Here is a 25,813-nt window from a genome sequence, read left to right on the forward strand (position 1 = left end):
AGCATGTCGTGGGGCGGATACCGGGCGGCGCGGCCAACATCGCCGACATCTACCCGCTCGCCCCGCTGCAGGAAGGCATCCTCTTCCACCACCTGGTCGCTGATCAGGAGGGCGGTGACGTCTATGTGCTGCCGATCGTGCTCGAGTTGGAGTCGCGGGAGCGGCTGGACGCGTTCCTCGGGGCGTTGCAGCGGGTGGTGGACCGGCACGACATCTACCGGACCGCGATCCTGTGGCAGGAACTGCGCGAGCCGGTCCAGGTGGTTCTGCGCGAAGTGGAGCTGCCCGTGGAGGAGTTCGTGGCCGATCCCGAAGGCGGCGACACGGTGCGGCAGTTGCTGGCGCACGCCGGGGGCCGGATGGACCTGAGCAGCGCTCCGCTGATCCGTGCGCACACCGCCTCCCGGCCGGGCAGTGACCGATGGGTGTGCCTCATCCGGATCCACCAGACCGTGCGGGACCACACGAGTCAGGAAGCCCTGCTGAGGGAGCTGGGCGCCTTCTTGTCGGGCCGGGGCGACACGCTTCCCGAAGCGCTTCCGTTCCGGGACTTCGTGGCGCAGGCCCGGCTGGGGGTGCCGAGGGAGGAGCACGAGCGGTACTTCAGTGACCTGCTCGGGGACGTCGAGGAGACCACGGCCCCGTACGGGCTGCTCGACGTCCACGGCGACGGCACCGACGCGGACCGCGCACGGTGGTCCGTCGACGAAAAACTGGCGGGTCGGGTACGCGAGACGGCGAGGTCGCTCGGTGTCAGCCCGGCCACGGTGTTCCACCTGGCGTGGGCCCGTGTCCTCGCGACGGTCAGCGGCCGGGACGACGTGGTGTTCGGCACCGTCCTCTTCGGCCGGATGAACGCCGGGGCCGGAGCCGACCGCGTCCAGGGGCCCTTCATCAACACCCTGCCCGTGCGGGTACGCGTGGGATCGTCGAAGGTGACCGACGTACTGCTCGGACTGCGCGACCAGCTGGCCGGGTTGCTGGTGCACGAGCACGCTCCGCTGGCGCTGGCACAACGGGCCGGCGGCGTGTCCGGCGGCAGCCCGCTGTTCACCTCGATCTTCAACTACCGGCACCATCAGACCGCCGCCCACACAGCGGAACGGGGCAGCGGCACCATGCCGGACGGTGTGAGCCTGCTGCTCACCCGGGAACGCACCAACTACCCGGTCGCCGTGGCGGTGGACGACCTCGGCTCGGGGTTCGCCCTCACCGTCGACGCGGTGGCCTCCGTGGACGCCGACGCCCTGTGCTCCATGCTGCACACCACCGTCGGCAACCTGGTGACCGCGCTGGAAGAGGCCCCCGACACACGGTTCGTGGCCGTCGAGGCGGTGCCCGCGCACGAACTGCGGCGGGTGCTGACGGAGTGGAACGACACCGGCGCGCAGGTCGTCGCGGTGACGGCGCAGGAACTGTTCGAGGCGCAGGCGGCCAGGACTCCCGACGCAGCGGCGGTCGTGGCCGGTACGACCGAGGTGTCGTACGCGGAACTCGACACGCGGGCCAACCGCCTGGCGCACCTCCTGCGGGACCACGGGGTGGGGCCGGAGTCCGTGGTGGGCCTGTGCCTGCCGCGGGGCGTGGAGGCGGTGGCCGCGATCCTGGGCGTTTGGAAGGCAGGTGCGGCGTATCTGCCCCTGGATCCGGAGTACCCGGGGGAGCGGCTGGCGTTCATGCTCTCCGACAGCGGGGCCGATGCCGTCGTCGGGCGGAGCGACCTGACGCGGCGCTTCTCCGCTGCGGGGCCTCGGATACTGAACCTGGACGATCCCGGGGTGGCGGCCGCCCTGGAGACGGCTCCGGTGACGGCTCCCCGGGTGGCCGGAACGCCCGAGCGGATGGCCTACGTGATCTATACATCCGGTTCGACGGGGCGGCCCAAGGGCGTGGCCGTGTCGCATGCCGGGCTGGCGAACCTGGCGGCCGCGCAGACGGACCGCTTCGCCGTGGACGGATCGAGCCGCCTGCTGCAGTTCGCGTCGATGAGCTTCGACGCGGCGGTGTCGGACGTGGTCGTGGCGTTGTCGTCCGGCGCCTGCCTCGTCGTGGCCGGGGCGGACGAGCTGCTGCCCGGGCCCGGGCTGGCGCGGGTCCTGTCCCGGCACGCGGTGACGCACGTGACCCTGCCGCCGGCGGTGCTGGCGGAGATGACGCCCGAGGACCTGGCACCGGTGACGACCCTGGTCTCGGCCGGTGAGGCGCTGGGCAGGGAACTGGTGGGGCGCTGGGCGCCGGGGCGGCGGCTCGTCAACGCTTACGGGCCGACGGAGACGACGGTGTGCGCGACGATGTCCCGGCCGCTGGCGGTCGGCGACGACCCGGACATCGGCGGCCCGATCAGCGGTGTGCGGGCGTTCGTCCTCGACGACCGGCTCGCCCCCGTGCCGGTCGGGGTGGCGGGCGAACTGTACGTCGCGGGCTCCAGCCTGGCCCGCGGGTACGTGGGGCGGCCCGACCTGACGGCCGAGCGGTTCGTGGCCTCGCCGTACACCGGGCCCGGTGAGCGGATGTACCGGACGGGTGACCGGGTGCGGTGGACGGCCGAGGGGCGGCTGGTGTTCGCCGGGCGGGCCGACGCACAGGTGAAGATCCGTGGCTTCAGGGTGGAGCCGGAGGAGATCGCGTCCGTACTGACCGGACACCCCGCGCTGGCCCGCGCCGCGGTGACCCTGCGCGCCGATGCCTCGGGTGAGGTGCGTCTGGTGGCTTACGTCGTGCCCGCGGGTGACCGGTCGGACGCCGATGACGGCGTGCTCGGCCGGACGGTGCGCGATCACGTCGCGCGGGCTCTGCCGCAGTACATGGTGCCGTCGGCGGTCGTGGTCCTCGACGCGCTTCCGCTGACGGTCAACGGCAAGCTGGACCGCGCGGCGCTGCCGGAGCCGGATGTCGCCGAGTCGGCGGGGGCCGGACGGGAACCGGCCACGGAACAGGAGCGGATCCTCTGCGAGGCCTTCGCACGGGTGCTGGGCCTGCCGACGGTCGGTGCCGACGACGACTTCTTCGCCCTCGGCGGTCATTCGCTGCTGGCCACGCGCCTGGTCAGCCGCGTGCGTACGGTGCTGGGCGAGGAGCTGCCGATCCGTACCGTCTTCACCTCGCCCACGCCGGCCGCACTCGCGGGCTGGCTCGCCGGCCAGGGTGACCGGCGGCCCGAGGCCAGGCCCGCGCTGCGGCGCATGCGCAGGCCCGACGGCGCGTGAGCCGTCGCAGGGCCCCCGGTGACGGCCGGGCCTGTGCCGATGAGCGCAGGCCCGGCCCGTCCGGCGGCGCATCCGGGCGACGCCGCGCACGGCTCCGGGTGGTACGCAGGAGGACAGCCCGGCCCTTTACCGGGCCGGGCTGTCCTTTCATGCTGTGTGCTGCGTCCGGCGTCACTCGGTGCGCAGGGCCGTGGCCGTACGGGCCCTGGCCGCCCACCCGGCCGGGATCATCGCGCCCAGCATCGCCAGCACGACGCCCCCCAGCCCCAGCAGGAGCAGCTCGACCGGCCCGTACACGTCGAGGACCGGCGACGGCATACCGGTGCCCACAGCGCGTCCCATCACCGGCATGACGACGCCGTGCAGCAGGTACCCCGCCGGCACGCCCAGCAGCCCGCCGACCACGCCGATCGCGGACACCGAGGCGAGCACGAGGCTCACCGTCTGCCGCGGCGACATGCCGATCGCCTTGCACACGCCCAGGTCGTGGACGCGTTCGCGGGTGTCCAGGACGACGGAGTTGAGCACGCCGAGACCGGCCACGGCGATCAGCATGAGGGTGAGCAGCACCGCCATCGCGTCCATGATGAGGATGACGCCGCTCTGCTCCGACTCCACGACGGTCGTGGCGTCACCGCCCATCGGCTGCACCACCGCCGCCAGCTTCCGGGCGAACTCGTCGGCAGAGACACCGGACTTCACGTCGACGAGGAACGTCTCGGGCTGCGCCGACGGGAAGTTGGCCATGTCCGCGTGGACCTCCAGCTCATTGCCGGAGGTGTCGAAGGATTCGCCCACGATCCGCAGGTCGGCGCTCTCCTTCTCGAACGTCATCCGCACCGTGTCGCCGACCTTTGTGCTGGTCCGCTCCAGGAAGCGCGTCGGCACGACGACCTGGCCCTTCCCGGTGATCCAGTGGCCCGAGAGCATCTCGTAGCTGCCGGAGCGCGAGTCGCCCTCGTAGAGGCTGGCCTCCACCGCGCCGGAGACGCCGGCCACGGCGACCTCGGTCTGGAGCTTGCCGTAGTACGACGCCAGCCCCGCCTCGGACTTGACGGCGGCCCGCACCTTCGCCGGGTCGGCCACCTTGGGCTTGGACGAGCCGGCCGCCGGGCTGGGAGCGACGGGAGAGGGGCTCGCCGGGGCGCCGCCCTCCACGGGAGGCGGTGGCGGCGGGGGAGCGACGTTGTTCATCTTGACCGTCGTGACCGTGACCGCGGCACGGCTCTCGGGATCCTGCGACTTGCCGACCTCGTTGAGGGACGAGGTCAGTCCCACCGCGAACGTGGCCGCGACGGTGCCGAACGCCACCGCGAGCAGCATCGCGAGGGCACGCACGGGATGCGTGAAGGGAGTGGCGAGCCCGTACGTCACCGGCCGGGGCAGCGGAAGCCGCCCCATGGCCCGGTGCGCCCACTGCCCGCGGCCCGGGCGCGGCGCCCGGCCGACGGCGATGGCCTCGACCGTGTTCAGCCGTCCGGCGCGCCGTGCGGGGATCAGCGCCGCGAGCCCGACCACGAGCAGCGCGGCGGCCGGTACGGCGACGTCCACCCACCAGGCCACCGACAGCGAGACGTTGCCGTACACCGACTCCGTGTCCGCCAGCAGCGGGACCGCCAGCAGGTTGCCCAGCACGACACCCAGCGCGATGCCGACCGTGGCCGGGATCAGCGCCTGGGCCACATACGCGCGGACGACCTCGCGGGGCGTGAAACCGATGGCCTTGAGGATGCCGATCCTGCGCAGACTCGTGCCGACCGCACCGCTGATCACACTGCTGACGATGATCACCGACATGACGATGCCGAGCACGCCGAAGGCCATCACGAACGGGACGGTCGCCGCCGCGCCCTGATCCGCGGCCCGCTTGGTGTCCAGCCAGGACTGCGTGCCCAGCAGGGCCCCCGAGTCGACGGCGGAGGCGAGCTTCGCCCGGTCGGCGAGGATCTGCTGCTTCGTGCTCGCGGGGTCGAAGCGGTAGAGCATCTGGGTCGTGAGGGGGTTGCCGAGCGCCGCCAGCGCGTCGACCTGCGCCGGGGTCGCCCACGCGTCGGCGGACTTGCCGACCGACACGGCGAACCCGACGACCGACAGGGTCGGGGCGTTGGGGGTGTCCGACGCCTTGAGGGTGGAGCCGATGTCGACGGAGGGGCCCTGGAAGGACGCGTCGACCACGATCTCGCCGGGCTTCTGCGCCCACCGGCCGGACTTCAGCTCCACGCGGTCGACGTCGGCGTCCGCGCCGGACCGCCCGACCACGGTCAGCGTCGGCATCCGGAAGCCCGACTGGTCCACCGGGCGGAACGCCGTGGACGCGTAGGGCCCCGCGCTCGCCGTGACGCCGGCCAGCTTCTTGGTGTGTTCCAGCTGCGCCGCACTCGCCTTGGCCGGATCGAACTGCGCGGTGATGTGCGCGCCCTGCTGCTTCTTGAAGGCGTCGTCGAAGGGAGCGGCCGCGGCGACCATCAGGGCCCCGGCCACCACGGCCGAGGCCACGGCCATCATCGTGGCCACGGCGATCACCAGGGTCTGCACCCGCCGCCGGCCGACCCCGGAGCGTACGACGCGGCCCAGCGCGCCGTTACCGAAGAGGCTCATCGGACGGCCTGCGCATACGTGTCGAGGGCGAGGTGACCGTCCACCAGGTGGATCGTGCGGCTGGCGCACGCCTCCGCCAGCGCCAGGTCATGCGTCACCAGCACGATGGTCTGGCCACCGCGGTGCAGATCGATCAGCAGCTTGCGGACCTCCGCGCCCGAGGCGGAGTCCAGCGCACCCGTGGGCTCGTCGGCCAGCAACAGCTCGGGACGGTTGATCAGCGCCCGGGCGACACCGACGCGCTGGCGCTCACCTCCGGACAGCCGGCCCGGATAGGCGCGTGCGTGCTTCTGGATGCCCAGCATCTCCATGAGCTCACCCGCGCGGGCCGCGGCCGCGCGCCGGCTGGTCCCGGTCAGCTGGGCCGGGAGCTGGATGTTGTCGGTGACGGTGAGGTCGTCGAGGAGATTGAAGAACTGGAAGGCGATGCCGATGTGCTCGCGACGGAACTTGGCGAGGGCGTGCTCGCTCAACTGGTCGATCCGCCGCCCCGCGACGAGCACGGAACCCTCGGTCGGCTTGTCCAGGCCGGCGATGAGGTTCAGCAGGGTGGACTTGCCGCTGCCGGAAGGGCCCGTCACGGCAAGGGCCTCGCCCTTGGCGACGCTGAGCGTGAGCGGTCCGAGCGCCGGCGCACCGGCGGTGTCGTAGCGCTTCGCCACACCTTCCAGCTCGATCACTTGATTCATGCGGGTTGTCCGTCCTTACGATCGCGAGAGACACATGCCGTTGCCGACTCTGTGAACCTAGAGGCTGCCGCCCGCGCGGCGCGTCGGCCGCGGAACCAACATCGGCCCCTCCCAGCGGATGATTCGGCCCGGGTGTCCTACCTGAGGAGTAGGCCTCGAAGACAATGCCCTGATCAGGCAGGTGGACGCGGACCGGGCGGCGAGCGCCCCACAATGGACGGATGGAGACGCAAGACCGGCGCCGCCGGCTTCACCAGCTCATCGACGCGCTGCGCCCCGAGGCGAAGTCCGCCCCGCAGTCGAAGCGGGCGGTGCGCGTGGACGTGGTGCTGGCGGTGGTGCTGACCGCCTTCGCTCTGTTCGTGGCGGTGCGGTACCCCGGCAACGGGCCGGTGGATGTGAACCCCCCCAAGATCGACGTCGGAACCGGCGTGCCCGCGCCGCCCTCGCCCGGCCCCGATCAGGCGCCCGCGGAGGAAGACGCTCCGCCCGTCCCCTGGGCCATGGTCATCCTGTCGACGCTGCCGCTCGGACTGAGGCGCCTGTACCCGCTGTCCACGTTCGTGACGGTGCTGGTCGCGGCGCTCGCCATCGGTGGCTCCGCCTCCTGGATCACCGTCCTGGCCTGTGTCGTCGGTGCCTACAGCGCCATCGTGTACAGCCGTTACCGGATACTGGCCATCGCCGTCCTGGTGGTGGCCGCCGGACTGTCCGGTTACGCGTTCCGCAACGCCGATCCCCTGCTCCCGGGCTGGTCCAGCCCGGGATTCGTGCTGCTGGTGGCAGGGATGCTGGCCAGTCTCGTCCGGTTCCTGCAACTGCGGCTGGCGTCCAGCCGGGACCGGGTCACCGAACTGCAGCAGGCGCAGGAGGAGGCCATGCGCCGGGCCGTCGCGGAGGAGCGTGCGCGCATTGCCGCCGAACTGCACGACGTCGTGACCCACAATGTCAGCGTGATGGTGATCCAGGCGGGCGCGGCCCGCAAAGTGATGGACGTGGTGCCCGAGCAGTCCAAGGAGGCGTTGCTGGCCGTCGAGGCCGGCGGCAGGGCCGCCATGGCCGAACTGCGGCATGTGATGGGCCTGTTGGCGGCTCCGGACCATGAAAGACCCGACGGCCTGGAGCCGCAGCCGGGGCTGGCGCAGCTCGACGCGCTGGTCGCCCGGGTACGGGCCGCCGGGACGCCCGTGAGCGTCGGCGTGTCGCTGCCGTCGGAACCGCTGCCCTCGGGGGTCGACCTGGCGGCGTACCGGGTCGTGCAGGAGGCTCTGACCAACACGATCAAGCACGCACGCGGCGCGGAGGCCTCGGTCGCCATCGGATACACCGACGACTGCCTGGAGATCGAGGTCACGGACACCGGAGGCGTGAAGGACGCCCCGCCGGTGGAGAGCAACGGCCGCGGCCACATGGGGCTGCGGGAGCGGCTGGCCGTGTACGACGGCGAACTGACGGCCGGTCCGACGCCGAACGGCGGCTACCGGGTCGCCGCCCGCATCCCGCGGAGCGCGGCATGAGCGGGGAGCGGCCGCCGCTGCGCGCCGTCATCGCGGACGACCAGGCCCTCGTGCGCACCGGTTTCAAGATGATCCTCGCCGCGGACGGCATCGAGGTGGCGGCCGAGGCGGCAGACGGGGCCGAGGCCGTCTCCGCGGTGCGCCGCACGCGGCCCGACGTCGTCCTCATGGACATCCGGATGCCGGTGATGGACGGCATCGAGGCCACCCGGCGCATCCTCGGCGGTGACGGTCCGCCGGAGACCCGGGTCATCATCCTCACCACGTACGACCTCGACCAGTACGTCTATGCCGCGCTCACGGCCGGCGCCAGTGGCTTCCTGCTCAAGGACGTCACCCCCGAACGCCTGGTGTCCGCCTTGCGCATGGTGCAGTCCGGTGACGCCCTCCTCGCGCCGACGATCACCCGTCGGCTGATCGAGCGCTTCGCCGTGCCCGACGAACCCCAGACCGTCGCGCCGCACCGCGACCTGTCCGGTCTGACCCCGCGTGAACTGGAGGTGCTCCGCCTGCTGGCCACGGGACTCAGCAACGCCGAGTTGGCCGAGCGGCTGTTCCTGAGCCCCACCACCGTCAAGAGCCATGTCGGCCGCATCCTGTCCAAGCTGGACCTGCGCGATCGCGTCCAGGCCGTCGTCTTCGCCTACGAGACGGGTCTGATCGCACCCGGGGGTGGCAACTAGCGCTGCGGCGGGAGGGGCCAGGCCCCCATGGGAACTGACGAGCTGTCATGAGCGTTGAGATGAACGGCTCATGACGGATCCTGTGAATGTCGCCTTCCTCTATCCGAGGGCTCGACAATGACCAGAGTGACGCGTGAGCATTGGTGGTGAAGGCGCGGGCGACATCTCAGAACGGGGGGAGATGCACGGAATTCCAGATTCCGCCGGTGGGGTGTGCCCGGGCTCCGGACCGGGCCGTACACAGGCCCGTTCCGGTCGTGTGGACCGGTGGTGCTGAGCCGACCGGTCGCGGCGTAAGTCAGATTCTGTGAGCTGTCAGTCAACGGGGTGGACAGAATGAATCAGATGATCGGCGACTCTCACTATTCCTCGGCCGCGGACTTAACCGGAGCGGCCACCACCGGAGTCGTCGCCCGCGACACCGGCCCGACGACGTCCTCCGGGCCTTCGCAGGTGAGCCCGCCGGCGGTGCAGGACATTCCCATCACTTCGATCATGCCGGGCATCTCCCTGCGCTCGCGCGGGCCGGACGCGGAGCACGTCGCCTGCCTGGCGGAGGTGGAAGGGCCTTTGCCGCCCATACTCGTCGACCGCCGGACGCTGCATGTCATCGACGGGATGCACCGCCTGATGGCCGCCTTCGTCAGAGGGCAGCGGACCATCAGCGTGGAGTTCTTCGAGGGCAGCGCCGAGGAGGCGTTCCTGCGTGCCGTGCGGGCGAACGTGACCCACGGCCTGCCGCTCTCGCAGGCCGACCGGCGGGCCGCGGCGGCGAAGATCGTCAGATCCCACCCGCACCTGTCGGACCGGGCGGTCGCGCGTGCCGCCGGGCTCGGGGCCAAGACCGTGGCCGCCATCCGCCGGCAGTACGACGGCGTGCTGCACCTGCACGCGCGAGTGGGCAGGGACGGCAAGGTCCGTCCGCTCAGCAGCGACGAGGGGCGCAGGCGCGCTGCGGAGCTGATCGGTGAGCGCCCGGACGCCTCACTGCGGGAGATCGCGCGTCTGGCGGGGCTCTCACCGGCGACCGTGAGCGATGTCCGAAGACGGTTGCGGGCCGGACAGGACCCGGTCGTCGGACGCGGACATAAGGCCCGTCAGGGCAAGGCGGCCCAGCCCGCCGGCGTGGTGTGCTCACTGCCCGCCGGGCACGCGGACGACCGGGGTGACGGCAATCCCCAGGACGTGCTGGAGAAGCTGTTGCGCGACCCCTCCCTGCGACACAAGGAGGAGGGGCGGAACCTGCTGCGCCTGCTGCACCAGAACGCCGTCGGCATGCAGCAGTGGAGCGAGCTCACCGCTGCGGTCCCGCCGCACTGCGGGGCCCTGGTGATGAACCTGGCACGCCGGTACGCCGAGACCTGGTCGCAGTTCGCGCGGAACCTCGATGAGCAGATGCAGGCGTCGAGCAGGCGGACCGTGGGCGGGTAAGGGGACGTCGAGCGGGTCCGTTCCGGACCCGGGTGGGTGTGTGCGCAGGGGCGCCTGACGGGCTAGGGCCTCGTTCAGGCGCCCCTCTGGTTTCCGCGTCAAAAAGTGAAAGCGAAACGGAATTCTCGACTTCGTTATGGCGGGTGATGGATTTATCGTGGATGTATGGAAAAGGCAACGGAGTTCTATATCGTCAAGCGTGGTGACACGCTCATCAAGATCGCGTCCATGTTCCATGTGACGCTGGATCAGATTCTCGAATGGAATCCTCAGATCGAGAATCCGGACATCATATTCCCCGGTCAGAAGATTCGCGTCTCGGCGCCGGAGATGCACGGAGAGTACGAACCCTTCCCGGGTGCCGACTTCTTCCAGTCCTCCGTGACCAGTCCCGTCATCGAGGCCATGGGCTACCGCCTCATCGAGGAGGGCTGCTCGGCGTACGCCGGCGGACCCGACTCGCAGTGGAGCGAGGCGGACCGGAAGTCGTACTCGAAGTGGCAGCACAAGCTCGGCTTCTCGGGCCACGATGCTGATGGCACACCGGGCCGCAGATCCTGGGACAGGCTGCACGTACCCGCCGTGTACGAGTGACCGGCACCGAGAGCAGGACCGCCCGTACGCGCCGACGGATCACGAGGGGAGCGCACGCCGGCCCGCCCCGGACCGCCTGGCGCGCACGGGCCAGAGCACGTATCGCCTATCTCGAGGCGGAACTGGAGCACGAGAGCACCCGACGGGTCCGCGGAGACCGGAAAGCGCTCCTCGAGGGAATGCGGGGGCATCTCGACAAAGCCCGCGCGGCCGCGGACGAGGATTTCGGATGGCGGAAGCCGTGGTCGGGGTCGGCGGCCCGTGAGGGGGTGTGCTCGAATATCCGCAACGCCGAGGTGTTGCTGATTCAACTGGTTTCCGACGAAGAAGCCGCGGGCCGCGCCAGTGAGGTCATGGCACTGGTCAAGGATCACCTGGACGCGGACGACCCACGCCGGGTGCGGCTCGCCCTGAGACTGCGTTCCATCATCTCCGGCGACGTGACCCGGAGCGACCGGGATCTCATGGGCCGGGCGCTCGACGCCGCGTACAGCAGCCTGGACGACGAACTGGCCCGGGTGCGCAGCCTGCGCAACACCCTCTGGGCCGCGACGGTCCTCGTGATGATCGGGGTGGTGAACCTGGCCCTCTACGGGTGGTTCTCGCCCAGTTCGCTGAGCCTGTGCTTCGCGCCTTCGGGCGGCTCCGGAGGCACGGTCACCGTCGTGTGCCCCACCGCCGAGTACCACAACGAGCCGGCCGACACGGACCCGAGCCGCCTGGCCGGCGCCACGGACATCCTCACCGTCGAGATCGCCGGCCTCGCCGGTGCCGCCCTCACCGTCATCGCCTCGCTGCGCCGCATCCGGGGCACCGACTCCCCGTACATGCTGCCGCTGGCGTCGGCGGTGCTGAAGCTGCCCACCGGCGCCCTGTCGGCCTTCCTCGGGTTGCTGCTGATCCGCGGCGCCTTCGTCCCCGGGCTCAGCGACCTCGACAGCCGGGCGCAGGTCCTCGCCTGGGCCGCGGCCTTCGGCGCCGCGCAGCACCTGGTGACCCGGCTCGTCGACGACCGCGCCCAGATGACGCTGTCGGAGGTGGGCAGGACCACCGACGCCGTGGTCGACCCCGAGCGGGTCGCCGTGAAGGAGGGTCTGCCGGCCTCCGCCGCCGGGTCACCCAACGGTGCGGGACCGCACGACGAGCCGCACGAGGGCGACGGCAAGGACGGTGAGCCGGTTCCCGACGACGTACCCCCTCACCGCCGCAGCGGTGCGTGAGCCGTCTCCGGCAGCCGCAGGTACACCACCGACGACACCAGACAGATCACCGCGACGTACCACGGGAACAGCCCCGAGTGCCCCTGCTCCTTGAAGAGCGTGCCCACGTACGGGGCCGTGCCGCCGAAGAGGGCCACCGTCAGCGAGTAGGGGAAGCCGATGCCCGCCGCGCGGACCCGGGGCGGGAAGATCTCGGCGTTCACGGCCGCGCTGATCGAGGTGAAGCCGGTCAGCAGCACCATGCCCGCGCATTGCACGAGCAGCAGCACGGCGAACGAGTCGCGCAGGGCGTGCAGCAGCGGTACCGCCAGCAGCGCGAAGCCCAGGCCGAAGAAGAGCAGCAGGGGGCGGCGGCCGAAGCGGTCCGACAGCACGCCGCCGAGCGGTTGCAACAGGGCGAAGAAGGACAGTGAGATCGTGCCCGCGAGCAGCGCGTCCGACTTCTCGACACCCGCGTTGAGTTCGGCGTACGTCGGCAGGTACGACGTCCACGTGTAGTAGGCGATGGTGCCGCCGGCGGTGATGCCGCCGATGAGGAGCGACTCGCGAGGGTGCCGGCGCAGCGCCTCGAACAGTCCGGGGCGCGGGGCCTGCTGCTGTTCGGCGCTGCGGGTCTCCTGCGCGCCCTGCCGGATCCAGAAGCCGGCCAGACTCAGCACGGCCCCGAGCACGAACGGCACCCGCCAGCCCCAGCCGTTCATCTGCCCGTCGCTCAGCGTGTCCACCAGCAGGGTGGCGATACCGGAGGCGGCCAGCTGCCCCACCGTCGTCGACACGTACTGGAAGCTGGAGAACAGCCCCCGCCGGCCGGGACCCGCCGACTCCACCAGGAAGGTCGTCGAGGCCGCGAACTCGCCCCCCACGGACAGGCCCTGGAGCAGCCGCGCCAGCACCAGGATCACCGGCGCGAGCACGCCCACCGCAGCGTACGTCGGGGTGAGTCCGACCAGCAGACTGCTGCCGCCCATCAGCAGGATCGTGACCGTGAGGGCGGCCCGCCGTCCGTGCCGGTCCGCGACGGCGCCCATCAGCAGCCCGCCCACCGGCCTCATGAAGAAGCCGACCGCGAACACCGCGAACGTGGACAGCAGCGGCACCAGCGAGTTGTCCGCGCTCTTGGGGAAGACCTGGGCGGCTATGTAGGTGGCCAGAAACGTGTACGCGTACCAGTCGTACCACTCGACCGCGTTGCCCACCGAGGCGGCGAGGAGCTGGCGAACGGGCCGTTTCGTCGGCGGGGAAACCGTCTGCGTCTCTGTCACGCCCCCCACCCTCCCCTGACAACGCCCCGGCACACCCTCCGTACCGGCGACTTTCACACGAGTGTCACGCGCCCCTTCCTTGGCGTTTGGTGTCCCTGAAACACTCCTTCCGCGCAGATTCAGTCACGCTCCGGCCATCCCGCACCTCAGGATGAGAGGTCTGTCCTTCATGTCCGAAGTCAACCGGCGCCGCTTCCTCCAACTCGCGGGCGCCACCACGGCCTTCAGTGCGCTCTCCGCCAGCATCCAGCGTGCCGCCGCCCTGCCGGCGAACCACCGCACCGGGTCGATCGAGGACGTCGAGCACATCGTCGTCCTCATGCAGGAGAACCGTTCCTTCGACCACTACTTCGGCACCCTGAGAGGCGTCCGCGGCTTCGGCGACCCCCGCCCGGTCACCCTCGGTAACGGCAAACCCGTCTGGCACCAGGAGAAGGACGGCAAGGAGATCCTGCCGTTCCACCCGGACGCCGACGACCTCGGCATGCAGTTCCTGGAGGGCCTGCCGCACTCCTGGCCCGACGGCCACCAGGCCTACGACGGCGGCAAGTACGACCGCTGGGTGCCCGCGAAGGGCACCACGACCATGGCGTACCTGACCCGCGAGGACATCCCCTTCCACTACGCCCTCGCCGACTCGTTCACCGTCTGCGACGCCTACCACTGCTCGTTCATCGGATCCACCGACCCCAACCGCTACTACATGTGGTCCGGGTACACGGGTAACGACGGCACCGGCGGCGGTCCGGTCCTCGGCAACGACGAACTCGGCTACGGCTGGACGACCTACCCCGAGCGCCTGGAGCAGGCCGGCATCTCCTGGAAGATCTACCAGGACATCGGCGACGGCCTCGACGCGAAGGGCTCGTGGGGCTGGATCCAGGACGCCTACCGCGGCAACTACGGCGACAACTCGCTGCTGTACTTCAACAAGTACCGCGACGCGAAGCCCGGCGACCCCTGGTACGACAAGGCCCGCACCGGCACGAACGCCAAGGCCGGCGACGGCTACTTCGACGTGCTGAAGGCGGACGTGAAGGCCGGCAAGCTGCCGCAGATCTCCTGGATCGCCGCCCCCGAGGCCTTCTCCGAGCACTCCAACTGGCCCTCGAACTACGGCGCCTGGTACATCGCGCAGGTCCTCGACGCGCTCACCTCCAACCCGGAGGTCTGGTCGAAGACCGCCCTGTTCATCACCTACGACGAGAACGACGGCTTCTTCGACCACGTGGTGCCGCCGCTGCCCCCGAAGGACGCCTCCCGCGGCCTGTCCACCGTCGACGTCTCCCTCGATCTCTTCCCGGGCGACGCCGGGAACACGGCAGGCCCGTACGGACTCGGCCCCCGGGTGCCGATGCTGGTCGTCTCACCGTGGAGCAAGGGCGGCTACGTCTGCTCCGAGACCCTCGACCACACCTCGATCCTGCGGTTCATGGAGCGCCGCTTCGGGGTGCGCGAGACCAACATCTCGCCGTGGCGCCGGGCCATCTGCGGTGATCTGACGTCCGCGTTCGACTTCTCCCGCAAGGACGCCCGCCCGGCCCCGCTGCCCGGCACCGAGGCGTACGAGCCGCAGGACCGCGAGCGCCACCCCGACTACAAGCCCGTCCCGCCGGCCGACCCGCGCATGCCGCGGCAGGAACGCGGTCTGCGCCGCACCCGGCCACTGAAGTACGCCCCGCACGTGGACGCCTCGGTCGACGCGGCGGCCGGGAAGCTCACCCTCACCTTCGCCTCCGGCGCGAAGTCCGGCGGCGCCTTCCACGTCACGTCGGGCAACCGCGGCGACGGCCCCTGGACGTACACCACCGAGGCCGGCAAGACGCTCTCCGACACGTGGAACTCGGCGTACTCCGGGGGCACCTACGACCTGACCGTGCACGGCCCGAACGGCTTCGTGCGTGCCTTCAAGGGCTCGAACAGGACGACCGGCTGCGAGGTCACGGCCCGACACACCGGCGACGACATCGAGCTGACCTTCACCAACAAGGGCTCCGGAACCGCCCGCCTGAAGATGTCCGACGGCTACGGCGGCCGGCCCTCGACGGTCACCGTCCGCCCCGGCGCCAAGGTATGCCGGACCGTCGACCTCGCCGCCGGCCGCCGCTGGTACGACCTGACCGTCACCGCCGAGGGCCACAAGGCGTTCCTGCGGCGGTTCGCGGGGCACGTCGAGAACGGGCAGCCGGGGGTGAGCGACCCGGCGATCGTCACCGGGTAACGGGAGTGAGGTGCCCCGGATCGTGCGGCCGGGGCACCAGCGCCGGTTCGGTCGTGGCCGAGCCGGGCTCCAGTGCCAGGACGGCGGCCACCGGATGGTCGTCGTCCACCGGGGCGGCCGTGGGCGCCGCCCGGGTGAGCAGCACCACGCCCCAGGACGCCAGGCCCGCCCCGGCGAGCGCGAGCAGCACGCCCGCCGGACCGCCCTGGAGGCGTTCGCCCAGCAGCGACAGGCCGATCACCGCTGCGCCGAGCGGGTTCGCCAGGGTCACCATCGCGAGGGGGCCGCCCAGCCCGCCCCGGTACGCGGTCTGCGACAGCAGCAGCCCGCCGGCCGCGAACGCCGCCACGAGCAGGGCCACACCGATCACCTGAACGCTCAGCACCGGCCCGGACCGGTCCGTCGCGGACACCGTCACCGTCTGCGTGAGGGCCGAGGCGACCCCCGAGGCGAGACCGGACGCGGACGCGTGCCGCAGCCCGGGGCGGGCGCCCGGCCGGGACAGCACCCCGATGAGCGCCGCCGTGACACCCGCCACCGCCAGCGCCTCGGGAACGCTCAGCACGTCGTCCGGCGCCGGACCGGACGCCGTCACCAGGATGGCGCCCAGCCCCAGCAGCGTCAGCGCGGTGCCCCTCCACTCGACCGCGCCGACCCGACGTCCCGCCATGCGTGCCCCCATCGGCACCGCCGCGACCAGGGTGAGCGCGCCGAGCGGCTGGACCACGGTCAGCGGGCCGTACCGGAGGGCGACGACGTGCAGGAGCGCGGCCGACGCGTTCAGCCCGACCGACCACCACCAGGCGCCGGTGCCGAGCAGCCGCAGCGTGCCCGCGCCCCGGGAACGGGACGCCAGCCGCTCCTGGGCGACCGCGGCGGCGGCGTAGGCGACGGCGGAGACCAGGGACAGGGCGACGGCGATCACCACGGCGCTCACCGGCCGGCCCCCGCGAGTGCCTGCTCGTCCCGCTGCGCCGGTACGAGGCTGCCCTGCGCACGCCCGGCCCTGCTCGCCGTGCGGTGCGGCAGGTGAACGAACGTGAGCGCGAGCCCGAGCAGGGCCGCCGCCACGAGCGCGTCGAGCCAGTAGTGGTTGGCGGTTCCGACGATCACCAGCAGGGTCAGCAGGGGATGCGCCAGCCAGAGCCACCGCCACCGGGAGCGTGTCGCGACGATCAGCCCGACCGCCACCATCAGCGCCCAGCCGAAGTGCAGGGACGGCATCGCCGCGAACTGGTTCGACAGCGAGTCCGTCGCGGGGTTGCCGTACACCGACGGCCCGTACACCCGCGCCGTGTCGATCAGGCCGGTCGCGGCGAGCATGCGCGGCGGGGCGAGCGGGAACAGCAGGTGCAGCACCAGCGCGGCGGCCGTGACAGCGGCCAGCACGCGGCGCGCCCAGACGTAGTGGACCGGCCGCCGCAGGTAGAGCCAGACCAGGAAGGCGACGGTGGCGGGGAAGTGAACGGCCGCGTAGTAGGTGTTCGCGACGTGCACCAGGCCGTCGCCGTGCAGCAGCAGGGACTGCACCGCCCCCTCGCCGGGCAGATGGACCGCCCGCTCGAAGTCCCACACGCGGTGCGCGTCGCGGAGGGCCTCACCGGTGTGGCCCGTGGCCAGTTGCCGGCCGAACTTGTAGACGAGGAAGAGCCCTGCGACGAGCAGGAGCTCCCGGACGAGCGGCGGTCGCGCTATCGCGTCGGACCCCGCCGGCGCAGGCTCGGTGCGGGCATTCATCCCCCGGCCCCTTCGATGACGGTGGTGCTGTTATCGGTACGAGAGCGTACCGATACGACAGTGTACCGATACGGCTGCGTACCGGTACACTGGTGTATCGATAGACGTACGACACACCGCCGGCCGGGAATTTTCCGGCCGCCTACCGAAGCCAGGAGCACCGCCATGACGTCGCAGGCTGCGGACCGGCCCGAGCCGGTCGGTGCTACGCGCCGCTCCAAGATCACGCCGGAGCGTGAGCAGGAGTTCTACGACGCCGTGCTGGAACAGCTGGGGGAGTGCGGCTATGACTCCGTCACCATGGAAGGCGTCGCCGCGAGCACCCGGTGCAGCAAGTCCACGCTCTACCGCCAGTGGAAGACCAAGCCCCAGCTGGTTGCGGCGGCGCTGCGCTCCCACCGGCGGACGCGCTGCATCGACACCGGCTCGCTCGCCGAGGACCTGCGGGAGGCGGCCCGGGCGGCGGGCGAGCTGTCCGGCCGGGACACCAAACTGCTCCAGGCGCTCGCCCATGCCGCCGGCCAGGATCCGGAGTTGCAGCGAGCGCTGCGCGAGGCGCTGGTCGAGCCGGAGATCGCCGCGCTGAAGGAGATCATCCGGCGCGGGGTCGAACGCGGAGAGGTCCCCGCCGACCATCCGGCACTGGAGTACATCCCGGCCCAGCTGCTCGGGGTCCTGCGGGTGCGGCCCGTCCTGGAGGGCGAGTGGGCCGACCCCGACTACCTGGTCCGTTTCGTGGAGGCCGCCGTACTGCCGGCACTGGACCTGACCTGAGACCCGGGCCGCCGTCCGCCGGATGAACGGACGGTGACCCGACCGCGCCGACCCGTGGGGACGGGGGCGGCGCGCACCCCCCGGCCGGGTGGGGTGCCCCTGTGAGCGGCGGGGGCGCCCCACCCGGCCGACCTGCGTCCATGGGCCGGGACGTCAGACGTCCTGGCCGTTGCCGCTGCCCGTCGACACCTTGATGCCCTTGGTGATCTCGTCCAGCACGGCCTCCTTCTGGTCCGCGTCGACGCCGAACCGCACGACGACCATCTGCTTGGCGTTCGCGGGGGAGGGGAACGCGAGCGACTCCACGATGCCGTCCGCGCCCTTGCTCGTGACGGCCTTCCAGCGGACCAGGTAGCCCCGCTGCCCGGCCACGGTCACGGCCTTGGAGTCGAGTACGTCGTGGGAGGTGATGCCGCCGTAGGACTTGCCGCCGTAGGACTCCTCGGCGTTCTTCGCGATGTCCGCCTTGGCTGTCTCCTCGGCGGTGGCGCCCTTGGTGCCGAGGAGAAGGGCCGGGGCGGAGTAGGCGCCGCCCTTCGTGCACGTCGAGGAGGTGTCGCCGGGGCACTTGTAGGAGTCGTCGGACGTCACCTGCGCACCGGCGTTGGCCTGCTGGCCGTACCAGCCCTCGGGTATCGGCAGACTGATGCCGCTGACCGTGTCGGTCACCGACCCGCTCCTGATCTTCGGCGGCTGGGACTGCTCGGGCCGCGGACTCTGCCCGCCGGACCCGCCGTCGCCACCGGACCCTCCGGAGCCGCCCGGCCCGCCCGGCCCGCCGCCCGGCCCGCCCTGGCCCCCGGGTGCGCCGGGCCCGCCGGGCGCCTGCGAGGTGGGCGAATCGCCCTTGCCGCCGTCGTCCGTCAGCGCGTACACGCCCACACCGATGCAGGTGAGGACGACCACGGCCGCAGCGACGGCCGCACCTATGCGCAGCCGCCGCCCCTGACCGCCCGGAGGCGCGGTGGGATAGGCGGGGTAGGCGGGATAGGCGGCGGGGTGTCCGACGGCTGCCGGATGGGAACCGCCGGGCTGCCCGCCGACTTCCGGATGCGGAGCGGTACCCGGGTACCCGGTGGCACCCGGCCCCCAGCCGCTCGCCGGGTACCCGGTGGCCCCCGGGTGCCCGGCATCGCCCGGCTGCCCCGCGCCTGCCGCCTGTCCGGCATCGCCCGGCCGGCCGGTCCCGCCTGGCAGCCCGGCGGCCGGGTGCTCCGCCGGGGCCTCGGCGCCGGTCGCTTTCCCCGCCTCCGGCGATCCCGCACCGGCCGGCTCTCCGGCCCCGGGCGCCTCGGTCCCGGCCTGCTTCCCGGCTCCCGGCGTCTCACCGCTCGTCGGCGACGCCGCACCGGCCGGCTCTCCGGTCCCCGGCAACTCGGATTCGGCCGGTGCGGGCGACGTGCCGCCAGCGGCCTGATCGGTGGGTGCGGGACCGGTGGACGCCGGGCCTGCCGGGGGACCCCAGGTCGCGGGCGGCTGCGCCGGGCGGATGCGGTCCGTCCAGGCCTTGCCGTCCCACCAGCGCTCGGTGGCGGGCCCGTCACTTGTCTGTCCGGGATCGGCGTACCACCCGGGAGGTGTCTCCTGCGTCATGCCCCCACCGTATGAGGCGTCGGTGAAAGAGGCATGAGAGGAGTCGGAACCCGCTGTTCCACCACTTTCCGCGCCACACCCCGCGCCGGACGCCGCGCCCACCCACTAGCTCCTCCGGGCGGCCGAAAAGCTCCGCTCCGCCGGACGGAAGAAGAACGCGAGCGCGAAACGCGCGTACGTCTTCGCCGGAGCCTCCTCAAGCCTCCTCCCTCGCCACCGGCCCACGACGTGACGAACCGTGCTTCGGTGATCGCCGACCAGCAGCCGTGGACGTCGGACTCGTGCTCCCGGCACTGCTGAAAGAACGTCATCTCCCGTTGCTTTGCTCGTCGTTGACCTCAGGACGGCTGGTGACGGAACAAGTGCGTCGCCCCGCTGCACCCGGTGTCACCCGTCACGGCAAGAGGTGCTCCGACCACCCTCCATTCGGGCAATCGGACGGCTACGCTCGACATCTGTACGTCGTTCGGGCGACTTGGGGAGGTAGCGGGATGACGGAGGTACGGCCCACGGCCGCCGCCTCGGCTTCCCTGTGGGAGCGCGACGAGGAGGTCGCCGCCGTCGAGCGGGCGGTCGACAGCCTGTGCGCGGACCGTTCCTCGTCCGGCGGACTGCTGGTCTTCCGCGGCGAGGCCGGACTCGGCAAGACCGCGCTGCTGGCCGAAACCCGCCGCATCGCCGAGGCGCGCGGCTGCACGGTCTGGTCGGCGCGCGGCGGCGAGACCCTCAGGTCGGTCCCCTTCAACGTGGTACGGCAGTTGCTGCAGCCGGCGCTGGTGTCGATGCTGCCCGAGGAGGCCCGCGAGTACCTCGGCGACTGGTACGACATCGCCGGCCCCGCCCTCGGCATCGCGGACCCCGGGGACCGGCAGGCCGACCCGCAGGGCGTGTGCGACGGCCTGGTCGCGGCCGTACGCCGGCTCGCCCGCCGGGACTGGCCGCTGGTGCTGCTGATCGACGACGCCCACTGGGCGGACCACGAGACCCTGCACTGGCTCGCGGGACTCGCCGAGCGCCTCGACGAGATGTCCGTCCTGGTCGTCGTCACCCGCCGCTCCGAGGAAGTCGCCGGCGCGAGCGCCCGCCACCTCGACGCCGTCGCCGCCGCCGCGGACGGCCCCGCCACCACCCTGAGCGCCCTCACCCCGGACGCCACCGCAGGACTCACCCGCGCCACCCTGGGCGAACACGCCGACGCCGCCTTCTGCCGCGAGGTCTGGGCCGTCACCGCCGGCAACCCCTACGAAACCGTCGAACTCCTCGCCAAGGTGCAGGACAGCGAGTTCGAACCGGTCGAGGCCCGGGCCGGCGAACTGCGGGAACTGAACCGCTCCGCCCGCGGCGGCGGACTCGTCGCCCGCCTGGAGGAACTCGGCATCGACGCCACCCGGTTCGCCTGGGCCGCCGCCATCCTCGGCACCGGCATCTCCGTCGGCCTGGTCGCCAAACTCGCCACCCTGCGGCCGGACGACGCCCGCCGCTGCGCCGAACTGCTGCGCACCGCCCGCATCCTCACCGCGCCCGACCCCGCGACCGGCCGCAGCGCCGACGGCGACCTGGAGTTCGTCCACCCGCTGATCGCGACCGCCGTCTACAACTCCATCCCCGACGCCCTGCGCACCGCCATGCACGGCATCGCCGCCCGGATCGTCTCCGACGAGGGGCACGGCGCCGCGGCCGCCGCCCGTCACCTCTTGGAGGTCCACCCGGACGACGACGAGGAACTCGTCGGGCAACTGCGCGAGGCCGCCCGCGAGCACCTCGCCGTCGGCGCCCCCGACGCGGCCCGCCGCTGCCTGGAGCGTGCCCTGAAGGAACCACCGCGGCCCGAGTCCCACCCGCACGTCCTCTACGAACTGGCCGAGGCCACCTTCCTCACCGCTCCCGCCCGCACCATCGGTCATCTGCGGACCGCGCTCGGCATGCCCGGCCTCGACGGCGACCAGCGGGTGGACGCCGTCTTCCGGCTCTCCCAGGCACTCCTGCACAACAATCAGCTGGAGGAAGCGGTCCGCACGGTCGAGGCGGAGGCCGCCCGGCTCCAGCCGGGACCCGCCCGGATGCGGCTGCAGGCCGTGCACTTCATGTGGGAGGGCATCCACGCGGGCGAGGCCACCTCACCCGGCCGCTCCCAGCGGCTCGCCGACCTCGCGAGCACCTGCACCGGCCGGGACAACTCCGAACGCGCCCTGCTCATCCTGCGCGGCTTCGACGCCCTGATGCACGGCGAGAACGCCGAGGAGGTCGTCGAACTGTGCGACCGCGCCCTCGTCAACGGCCGGCTCGCCCCGGGACTCGGCTGGACCGACACCGAGTGGGGCATCGAACTGCTGCTGATGCTGGCCAACGCGTACGGCTTCACCGACCGCCTCGACCGCGCCGAGACCCTCTACAACGAAGCGCTGCGCGCCTACGAGACGGCCGGCTGGAGCGGCGGCCACCTCGCCCTGGCCCACGCCTACGTCGGGATCGGCCACCGCAGGCGGGGCCGGCTGAAGGAGGCGGAGGCGTCCCTGCGCGAGGCGCTGCGCCTCGCCGAGCGCGTCGGCCGCGGCCTGCCCCTGTACTGGTCCGCGACCTGCAGCCTGGTCGACACCCTGCTCGCCCGCGGCCAGGTCGAACAGGCCTGGGACGTCGCCGAACGGCACGGCTTCGCACCGCCCTACCCGTCCACCATCGTCCTGCCCGACCCGCGATCCGTGCGCGGCCGGCTGCTGCTGGCCGTCGGCCGCACCAAGGACGGCATCAACGAGCTGGAGGCCGCGGAGAAGGCGGCGGCGGCCCGCGGCCACCACAACCCGGTGCTCGTCCCCTGGGCGGCCGACCTCGCCCGGGCCCTCCGCACCAAGGACCCGGCGCGGGCCGGCCGGCTCGCCGTCGACGTACGCCGCCAGGCCGAGCGCTTCGGCACCGACACCGCGATAGGAGAAGCCCTGCGCTGCGCCGCCGACCTGGAGACGGGGCAGCGGGCGGTCCGGCTCTACGGCCAGGCCGTCACCTATCTGGAAGCCTCGCCCTGCCAGTACGAACACGCGGCCGCCCGCATCGAGTTCGGCATCGCCGCCCGCTCGGCCGCCGACCTGCACCGCGGCCTCGACCTGGCGGTCTCGTGCGGCGCCGACGGATTGGCGGAGCGGGCGCGGGCCGCGCTCAGGACCGGTGTCGGCCCGGCCTGACGCGCACGCGGAGCAACCGGCCGGCGGGCGCCCGGCTCCGGTCCGCCCGCGTGGCGCCGGTCACCGCCTGGCCCCGCGGTCCCGCCCCCCGGCGCTCACGAGGTGCCGTCCTCCTCGGCCAGCACCCGCTGGGCCGTCGCGAACGCCGAGTTCGCCGCCGGCACACCGCAGTACACCGCCGTCTGCAGCAGCACCGCGCCGATCTCCTCCCGGGTGAGACCGTTGCGGCGGGCCGCGCGGACATGCATGGCCAGCTCGTCGTCGTGGCCGTGCGCGACCAGCGCGGTGAGGGTGATCATGCTGCGTTCGCGGCGCGACAGGGTGGGGTCGGTCCAGATCTCGCCCCACGCGTAGCGCGAGATGAAGTCCTGGAAGCGCGCTGTGAACGGTGTCTGGCGGGCCTGGGCCCGGTCGACGTGCGCGTCGCCGAGCACTTCGCGCCGTACGGCCATGCCCCGCCGGGCGCCCTGACCGAAGTGGGTGCGCAGGGCGGTCAGCACCGCCTCCGGGCACTGCGCGGGCGCCAGGTGGGAGGCGCCCGGCAGCTCCACGAGCGTCGCGCCCGGCACGGCGTCGGCGATCTCCCGCAGGTGCGCGGGCGGGGTCGCGGGATCCTCCCGGCCGGCGACCAGCAGGGTCGGCACGGTGATCTCCGTGAGCCGGTCCCGCAGGTCGAACGCGGCGAGCGCGTCACAGCAGGCGGCGTAGGCCTGCGGGGCGGCGTCCCGGTGGTCCCGGACCAGGCGGGGCACGGTGAAGTCGCCGGCGAACCAGCGTGCCCCCGCGTCGTCCGCCAGTCCGGACAGCCCCTCCCGCCGCACCAGCGCGGCCCGCTCCTGCCAGGGCTTGGAACCGTTGAAGTGCGCCGACGAACAGATCACGGCGAGTGATGACAGCCGCTGCGGATGGTGCACCGCGAGATGCAGCCCCACGGCCCCGCCCAGCGACACACCCGCGTACGCGAACCGCTCGACGCCGAGCGAGTCGGCGAGCGCCAGCACCAGCCCGGCCAGGTCACCGACCGTCGCGCCGGCCTGGATGAGGCCCGCCGCCGAACCGCCGTGCCCGGGCAGGTCCCAGCGCACCACCCGGTGGGTGAGCGACAGTTCGGGTGCCACGTCGTCCCACAGGGCGTACGACGTGCCGAGCGAGGGGCCGAGCAACAGCGGGGGAGCGGAGGCGGGTCCTTCCGCATGGTGGTTCAGGAGTGTCAACGTCGCTCCAGAGCACGGTCGGTGAGGGCTCCGGCAGAGCCCGTGTAATGAGCCGGATCGAGATCCACCCCGGCCAACTCGGGTGCCTCGGACAGCGGTTGTCCTGCGGAGGCCAGCCGCGTGAGGAGCTCCTTGGCGCGGGCACGGCCCAGTACCGGGGCCAGCTCGGCGGACAGCCGTTCGGAGACGATCAACCCGTGGGTGAGGTCCAGGTGTGCACGCATGACCTCCGGTCTGACCCGTAGCCCCTGCGCCAGTTCGGCCGCGTCCCGCGCGGCCCCGCCGACCAGCCGCAGCAGATCCCGCAGCGGTTCCCACTCGGCGTGCCAGGCCCCGGCCGGGCGTTCGTCCTCCGCGGCCATCGCCCCGTACAGGGTCGCCGCGAGCTGGGGCGCCCGCCGCGCGGCGGAGGCGATCAGCGTGGACCGTACCGGGTTGGACTTGTGCGGCATGGCGGATGAACCCCCGCCGCTGCCCTCCGCGAGCTCGGCGATCTCGGTACGCGACAGGGTGAGCACGTCCACGGCGAGCTTGCCGAGCGCACCCGCCGTGAAGGCCAGACCGCCGGCGAGGTCGGCGACCGGCGTCCGCAGGGTGTGCCAGGGCAGGCCGGGTGCCCGCAGGCCGAGTTCCCTGGCGTACGCCTCCGGCAGCCCGGCCGGATCGCTCGCGCCGTACGCCCCGAAGGCCGCCAGCGTTCCTGCCGCGCCGCCGAGTTGGGCGGGCAGCGACTCCCGGACGGCCCGCACCCGGTCCCGCGCGTCCAGCACCAGCGACCGCCACCCGGCCGCCTTCAGCCCGAACGTGGTCGGTACCGCGTGCTGGGTGAGGGTCCGCCCCGGCATCGCCGTCTCGCGGTGCTCGGCGGCCAGCCGGGCCAGCGCCTGCTCGGTACGCCCGAGGTCGGCGAGCACCACGTCCAGGGTGCGTGCGGCGACCAGCATCGTCGCCGTGTCCATGATGTCCTGGCTGGTCGCGCCGCGGTGGACGTAGGAGCCGTACGCCTCACCCACGGCCTGCGTCAGCTCCGCGACCAGGGGGATGACGGGGTTGCCGCCCGCCCGGGCGCGCTCGGCGAGGGAGCGGACGTCGAAGGCGGCGGCACCGGCCGCCTCGGTCACCGCCGTCGCCGCCTCGGCCGGGGCGAACCCGGTCGCGGCCTGGGCGCGGGTCAGCGCGGCCTCCGCGTCGAGCAGGGCCCGCAGGTACGCCTCGTCGCCGGTGGCCGAGGAGGCCGCCGAGCCGGCCCAGCCGGGGGCGAGCAGACCGGTGTCACCGGGGTGCGCCGTCACGTGAACTCCAGGAAGACCGTCTCGCCTTCGCCCTGAAGGCGGATGTCGAAACGGTACGTGCCGTTCCCCTCCTCCGTCGCGATCAGCGTGTCGCGGCGGGCGTCCGCCAGCGAGGCAAGCAGCGGGTCGGCCGCGAGCACCGCCGCGTCGTCCGGCAGGTAGATGCGGGTGTACAGGTGCACGAGCAGCCCTCGGGCGAACACGCACACGCTGAGGTACGGGGCGTTGCGCCCCCGCGCACCGGGCCGCAGAGTGCGCGCGTACCAGTGGCCGTTCGCGTCGGTCTGGATGCGTCCCCAGCCCGTGAACTCCACGCCGTTGCGCCCGAGGAAACCCCCGGAGGCCGCGTCACGCCGCATCGAGCCGTCGGCCGTCGGCAGGTTGCCGTCGGGGTCCGGGCCCCACAGCTCGATCAGGGCGTCCGGCAGCGGGCTGCCCTCGCCGTCGGTGACGTGACCGTGCACGGTGACGGTGTCCGGATGCCCGAGGGGCGCGATGTCCTCGCCGCCGCGGAACGGCAGGGCGTGACCGTAGAACGGGCCGACGGTGTGCGACGGGGTGGGCAGCACACGGTCGGGCCGGCTGGTGTCGATCTTCGTCATGGCC

At 72.5% G+C, this 25,813-nt stretch carries 17 protein-coding genes and 4 pseudogenes; 10 read left to right on the forward strand and 11 right to left on the reverse strand.

Annotation, left to right across the window (positions count from 1 at the left end; genetic code table 11):
- Positions 1-3,206: amino acid adenylation domain-containing protein (locus AB0937_RS18240; protein ID WP_366712848.1), on the forward strand; the 3,206-nt coding region annotated here is incomplete at its 5' end.
- 171 nt (positions 3,207-3,377) lie between these two features.
- Here AB0937_RS18240 and AB0937_RS18245 read toward each other — a convergent pair.
- The gene (locus AB0937_RS18245; protein WP_366712850.1) at positions 3,378-5,804 is read right to left on the reverse strand and encodes an FtsX-like permease family protein; all 2,427 of its coding nucleotides are present in this window, start codon (positions 5,802-5,804) and stop codon (positions 3,378-3,380) included.
- Entirely contained in the window at positions 5,801-6,493 is a 693-nt protein-coding gene (locus AB0937_RS18250) for an ABC transporter ATP-binding protein (protein WP_234850007.1), read from the reverse strand. The genes AB0937_RS18245 and AB0937_RS18250 overlap by 4 nt, the downstream gene beginning before the upstream one ends.
- Before the next feature lie 221 nt (positions 6,494-6,714).
- Between AB0937_RS18250 and AB0937_RS18255 the strand changes: the two genes are divergently transcribed.
- Both AB0937_RS18255 and AB0937_RS18260 read left to right on the forward strand, forming a co-directional pair.
- Positions 6,715-8,010, forward strand: a complete 1,296-nt coding sequence (locus AB0937_RS18255) for a sensor histidine kinase (RefSeq protein ID WP_366712852.1) — start codon at positions 6,715-6,717, stop codon at positions 8,008-8,010.
- A complete protein-coding gene (locus AB0937_RS18260) occupies positions 8,007-8,693 on the forward strand; it encodes a response regulator transcription factor (protein ID WP_366712853.1) in 687 nt (228 codons plus the stop codon). The genes AB0937_RS18255 and AB0937_RS18260 overlap by 4 nt, the downstream gene beginning before the upstream one ends.
- 362 nt (positions 8,694-9,055) lie before the next feature.
- Here the strand turns inward: AB0937_RS18260 and AB0937_RS18265 are convergent, their stop codons facing one another.
- Positions 9,056-9,190: a hypothetical protein gene (locus AB0937_RS18265; RefSeq protein WP_366712855.1), complete on the reverse strand. Its 135-nt coding sequence runs from the start codon at positions 9,188-9,190 to the stop codon at positions 9,056-9,058.
- Between AB0937_RS18265 and AB0937_RS18270 the strand changes: the two genes are divergently transcribed.
- The 4 genes and pseudogenes from AB0937_RS18270 (at position 9,189) to AB0937_RS18285 (ending at position 11,938) form a co-directional block, all read left to right on the forward strand.
- On the forward strand, positions 9,189-10,124 hold the full coding sequence (locus AB0937_RS18270; RefSeq protein WP_366712856.1) for a transcriptional regulator: 936 nt from the start codon (positions 9,189-9,191) through the stop codon (positions 10,122-10,124). The two genes, AB0937_RS18265 and AB0937_RS18270, sit on opposite strands and share 2 nt — an antisense overlap.
- Positions 10,125-10,289: 165 nt before the next feature.
- Positions 10,290-10,430 (forward strand): annotated as a pseudogene (locus AB0937_RS18275) (LysM domain-containing protein); the annotation flags it as partial.
- Positions 10,431-10,466: 36 nt separating this feature from the next.
- Positions 10,467-10,718: pseudogene (locus tag AB0937_RS18280) on the forward strand (peptidoglycan-binding protein); the annotation flags it as partial.
- A gap of 353 nt (positions 10,719-11,071) precedes the next feature.
- Complete coding sequence (locus AB0937_RS18285; protein ID WP_366712858.1) at positions 11,072-11,938, forward strand: hypothetical protein; 867 nt, start codon at positions 11,072-11,074, stop codon at positions 11,936-11,938.
- Here the strand turns inward: AB0937_RS18285 and AB0937_RS18290 are convergent.
- Positions 11,917-13,200 (reverse strand): MFS transporter, encoded by a 1,284-nt coding sequence (locus AB0937_RS18290; RefSeq protein WP_366712859.1) that lies wholly within the window; start codon positions 13,198-13,200, stop codon positions 11,917-11,919. The genes AB0937_RS18285 and AB0937_RS18290 overlap by 22 nt on opposite strands.
- Before the next feature lie 169 nt (positions 13,201-13,369).
- Here AB0937_RS18290 and AB0937_RS18295 point away from each other — a divergent pair, with 169 nt between their 5' ends.
- Entirely contained in the window at positions 13,370-15,421 is a 2,052-nt protein-coding gene (locus tag AB0937_RS18295) for a phosphocholine-specific phospholipase C (RefSeq protein WP_366712861.1), read from the forward strand.
- On the opposite strand, the gene AB0937_RS18300 is transcribed toward AB0937_RS18295, so the two are convergent.
- Together AB0937_RS18300 and AB0937_RS18305 are read right to left on the reverse strand one after the other, a co-directional pair.
- On the reverse strand, positions 15,411-16,358 hold the full coding sequence (locus AB0937_RS18300; RefSeq protein ID WP_366712862.1) for a hypothetical protein: 948 nt from the start codon (positions 16,356-16,358) through the stop codon (positions 15,411-15,413). The two genes, AB0937_RS18295 and AB0937_RS18300, sit on opposite strands and share 11 nt — an antisense overlap.
- Positions 16,355-17,158, reverse strand: a complete 804-nt coding sequence (locus AB0937_RS18305; protein ID WP_366712863.1) for a phosphatase PAP2 family protein — start codon at positions 17,156-17,158, stop codon at positions 16,355-16,357. Before AB0937_RS18305 ends, AB0937_RS18300 begins: the two co-directional genes overlap by 4 nt.
- A gap of 165 nt (positions 17,159-17,323) precedes the next feature.
- On the opposite strand from AB0937_RS18305, the gene AB0937_RS18310 reads away from it, so the two are divergent.
- Positions 17,324-17,932 (forward strand): TetR/AcrR family transcriptional regulator, encoded by a 609-nt coding sequence (locus AB0937_RS18310; RefSeq protein ID WP_366712864.1) that lies wholly within the window; start codon positions 17,324-17,326, stop codon positions 17,930-17,932.
- 153 nt (positions 17,933-18,085) lie between these two features.
- Here the strand turns inward: AB0937_RS18310 and AB0937_RS18315 are convergent.
- Both AB0937_RS18315 and AB0937_RS18320 read right to left on the reverse strand, forming a co-directional pair.
- A pseudogene (locus tag AB0937_RS18315) lies at positions 18,086-18,934 on the reverse strand (hypothetical protein); the annotation flags it as partial.
- Positions 18,935-19,408: 474 nt separating this feature from the next.
- Positions 19,409-19,525 (reverse strand): annotated as a pseudogene (locus AB0937_RS18320) (DUF2510 domain-containing protein); the annotation flags it as partial.
- A 491-nt stretch (positions 19,526-20,016) separates the two neighbouring features.
- On the opposite strand from AB0937_RS18320, the gene AB0937_RS18325 reads away from it, so the two are divergent.
- A complete protein-coding gene (locus AB0937_RS18325; protein WP_366712866.1) occupies positions 20,017-22,701 on the forward strand; it encodes an AAA family ATPase in 2,685 nt (894 codons plus the stop codon).
- A 95-nt stretch (positions 22,702-22,796) separates the two neighbouring features.
- On the opposite strand, the gene pcaD is transcribed toward AB0937_RS18325, so the two are convergent.
- The 3 genes from pcaD to pcaG are packed head-to-tail and all read right to left on the reverse strand — an operon-like array spanning position 22,797 to position 25,809.
- Entirely contained in the window at positions 22,797-23,915 is a 1,119-nt protein-coding gene (gene pcaD / locus AB0937_RS18330; protein WP_366712868.1) for a 3-oxoadipate enol-lactonase, read from the reverse strand.
- Positions 23,912-25,207, reverse strand: a complete 1,296-nt coding sequence (pcaB, locus tag AB0937_RS18335) for a 3-carboxy-cis,cis-muconate cycloisomerase (RefSeq protein WP_366712869.1) — start codon at positions 25,205-25,207, stop codon at positions 23,912-23,914. Before pcaB ends, pcaD begins: the two co-directional genes overlap by 4 nt.
- Complete coding sequence (pcaG, locus tag AB0937_RS18340) at positions 25,204-25,809, reverse strand: protocatechuate 3,4-dioxygenase subunit alpha (RefSeq protein ID WP_366712871.1); 606 nt, start codon at positions 25,807-25,809, stop codon at positions 25,204-25,206. Before pcaG ends, pcaB begins: the two co-directional genes overlap by 4 nt.
- Positions 25,810-25,813: the final 4 nt, after the last annotated feature.

The organism is Streptomyces sp. NPDC047880, assembly GCF_040706515.1.
Lineage (GTDB): Bacteria > Actinomycetota > Actinomycetes > Streptomycetales > Streptomycetaceae > Streptomyces.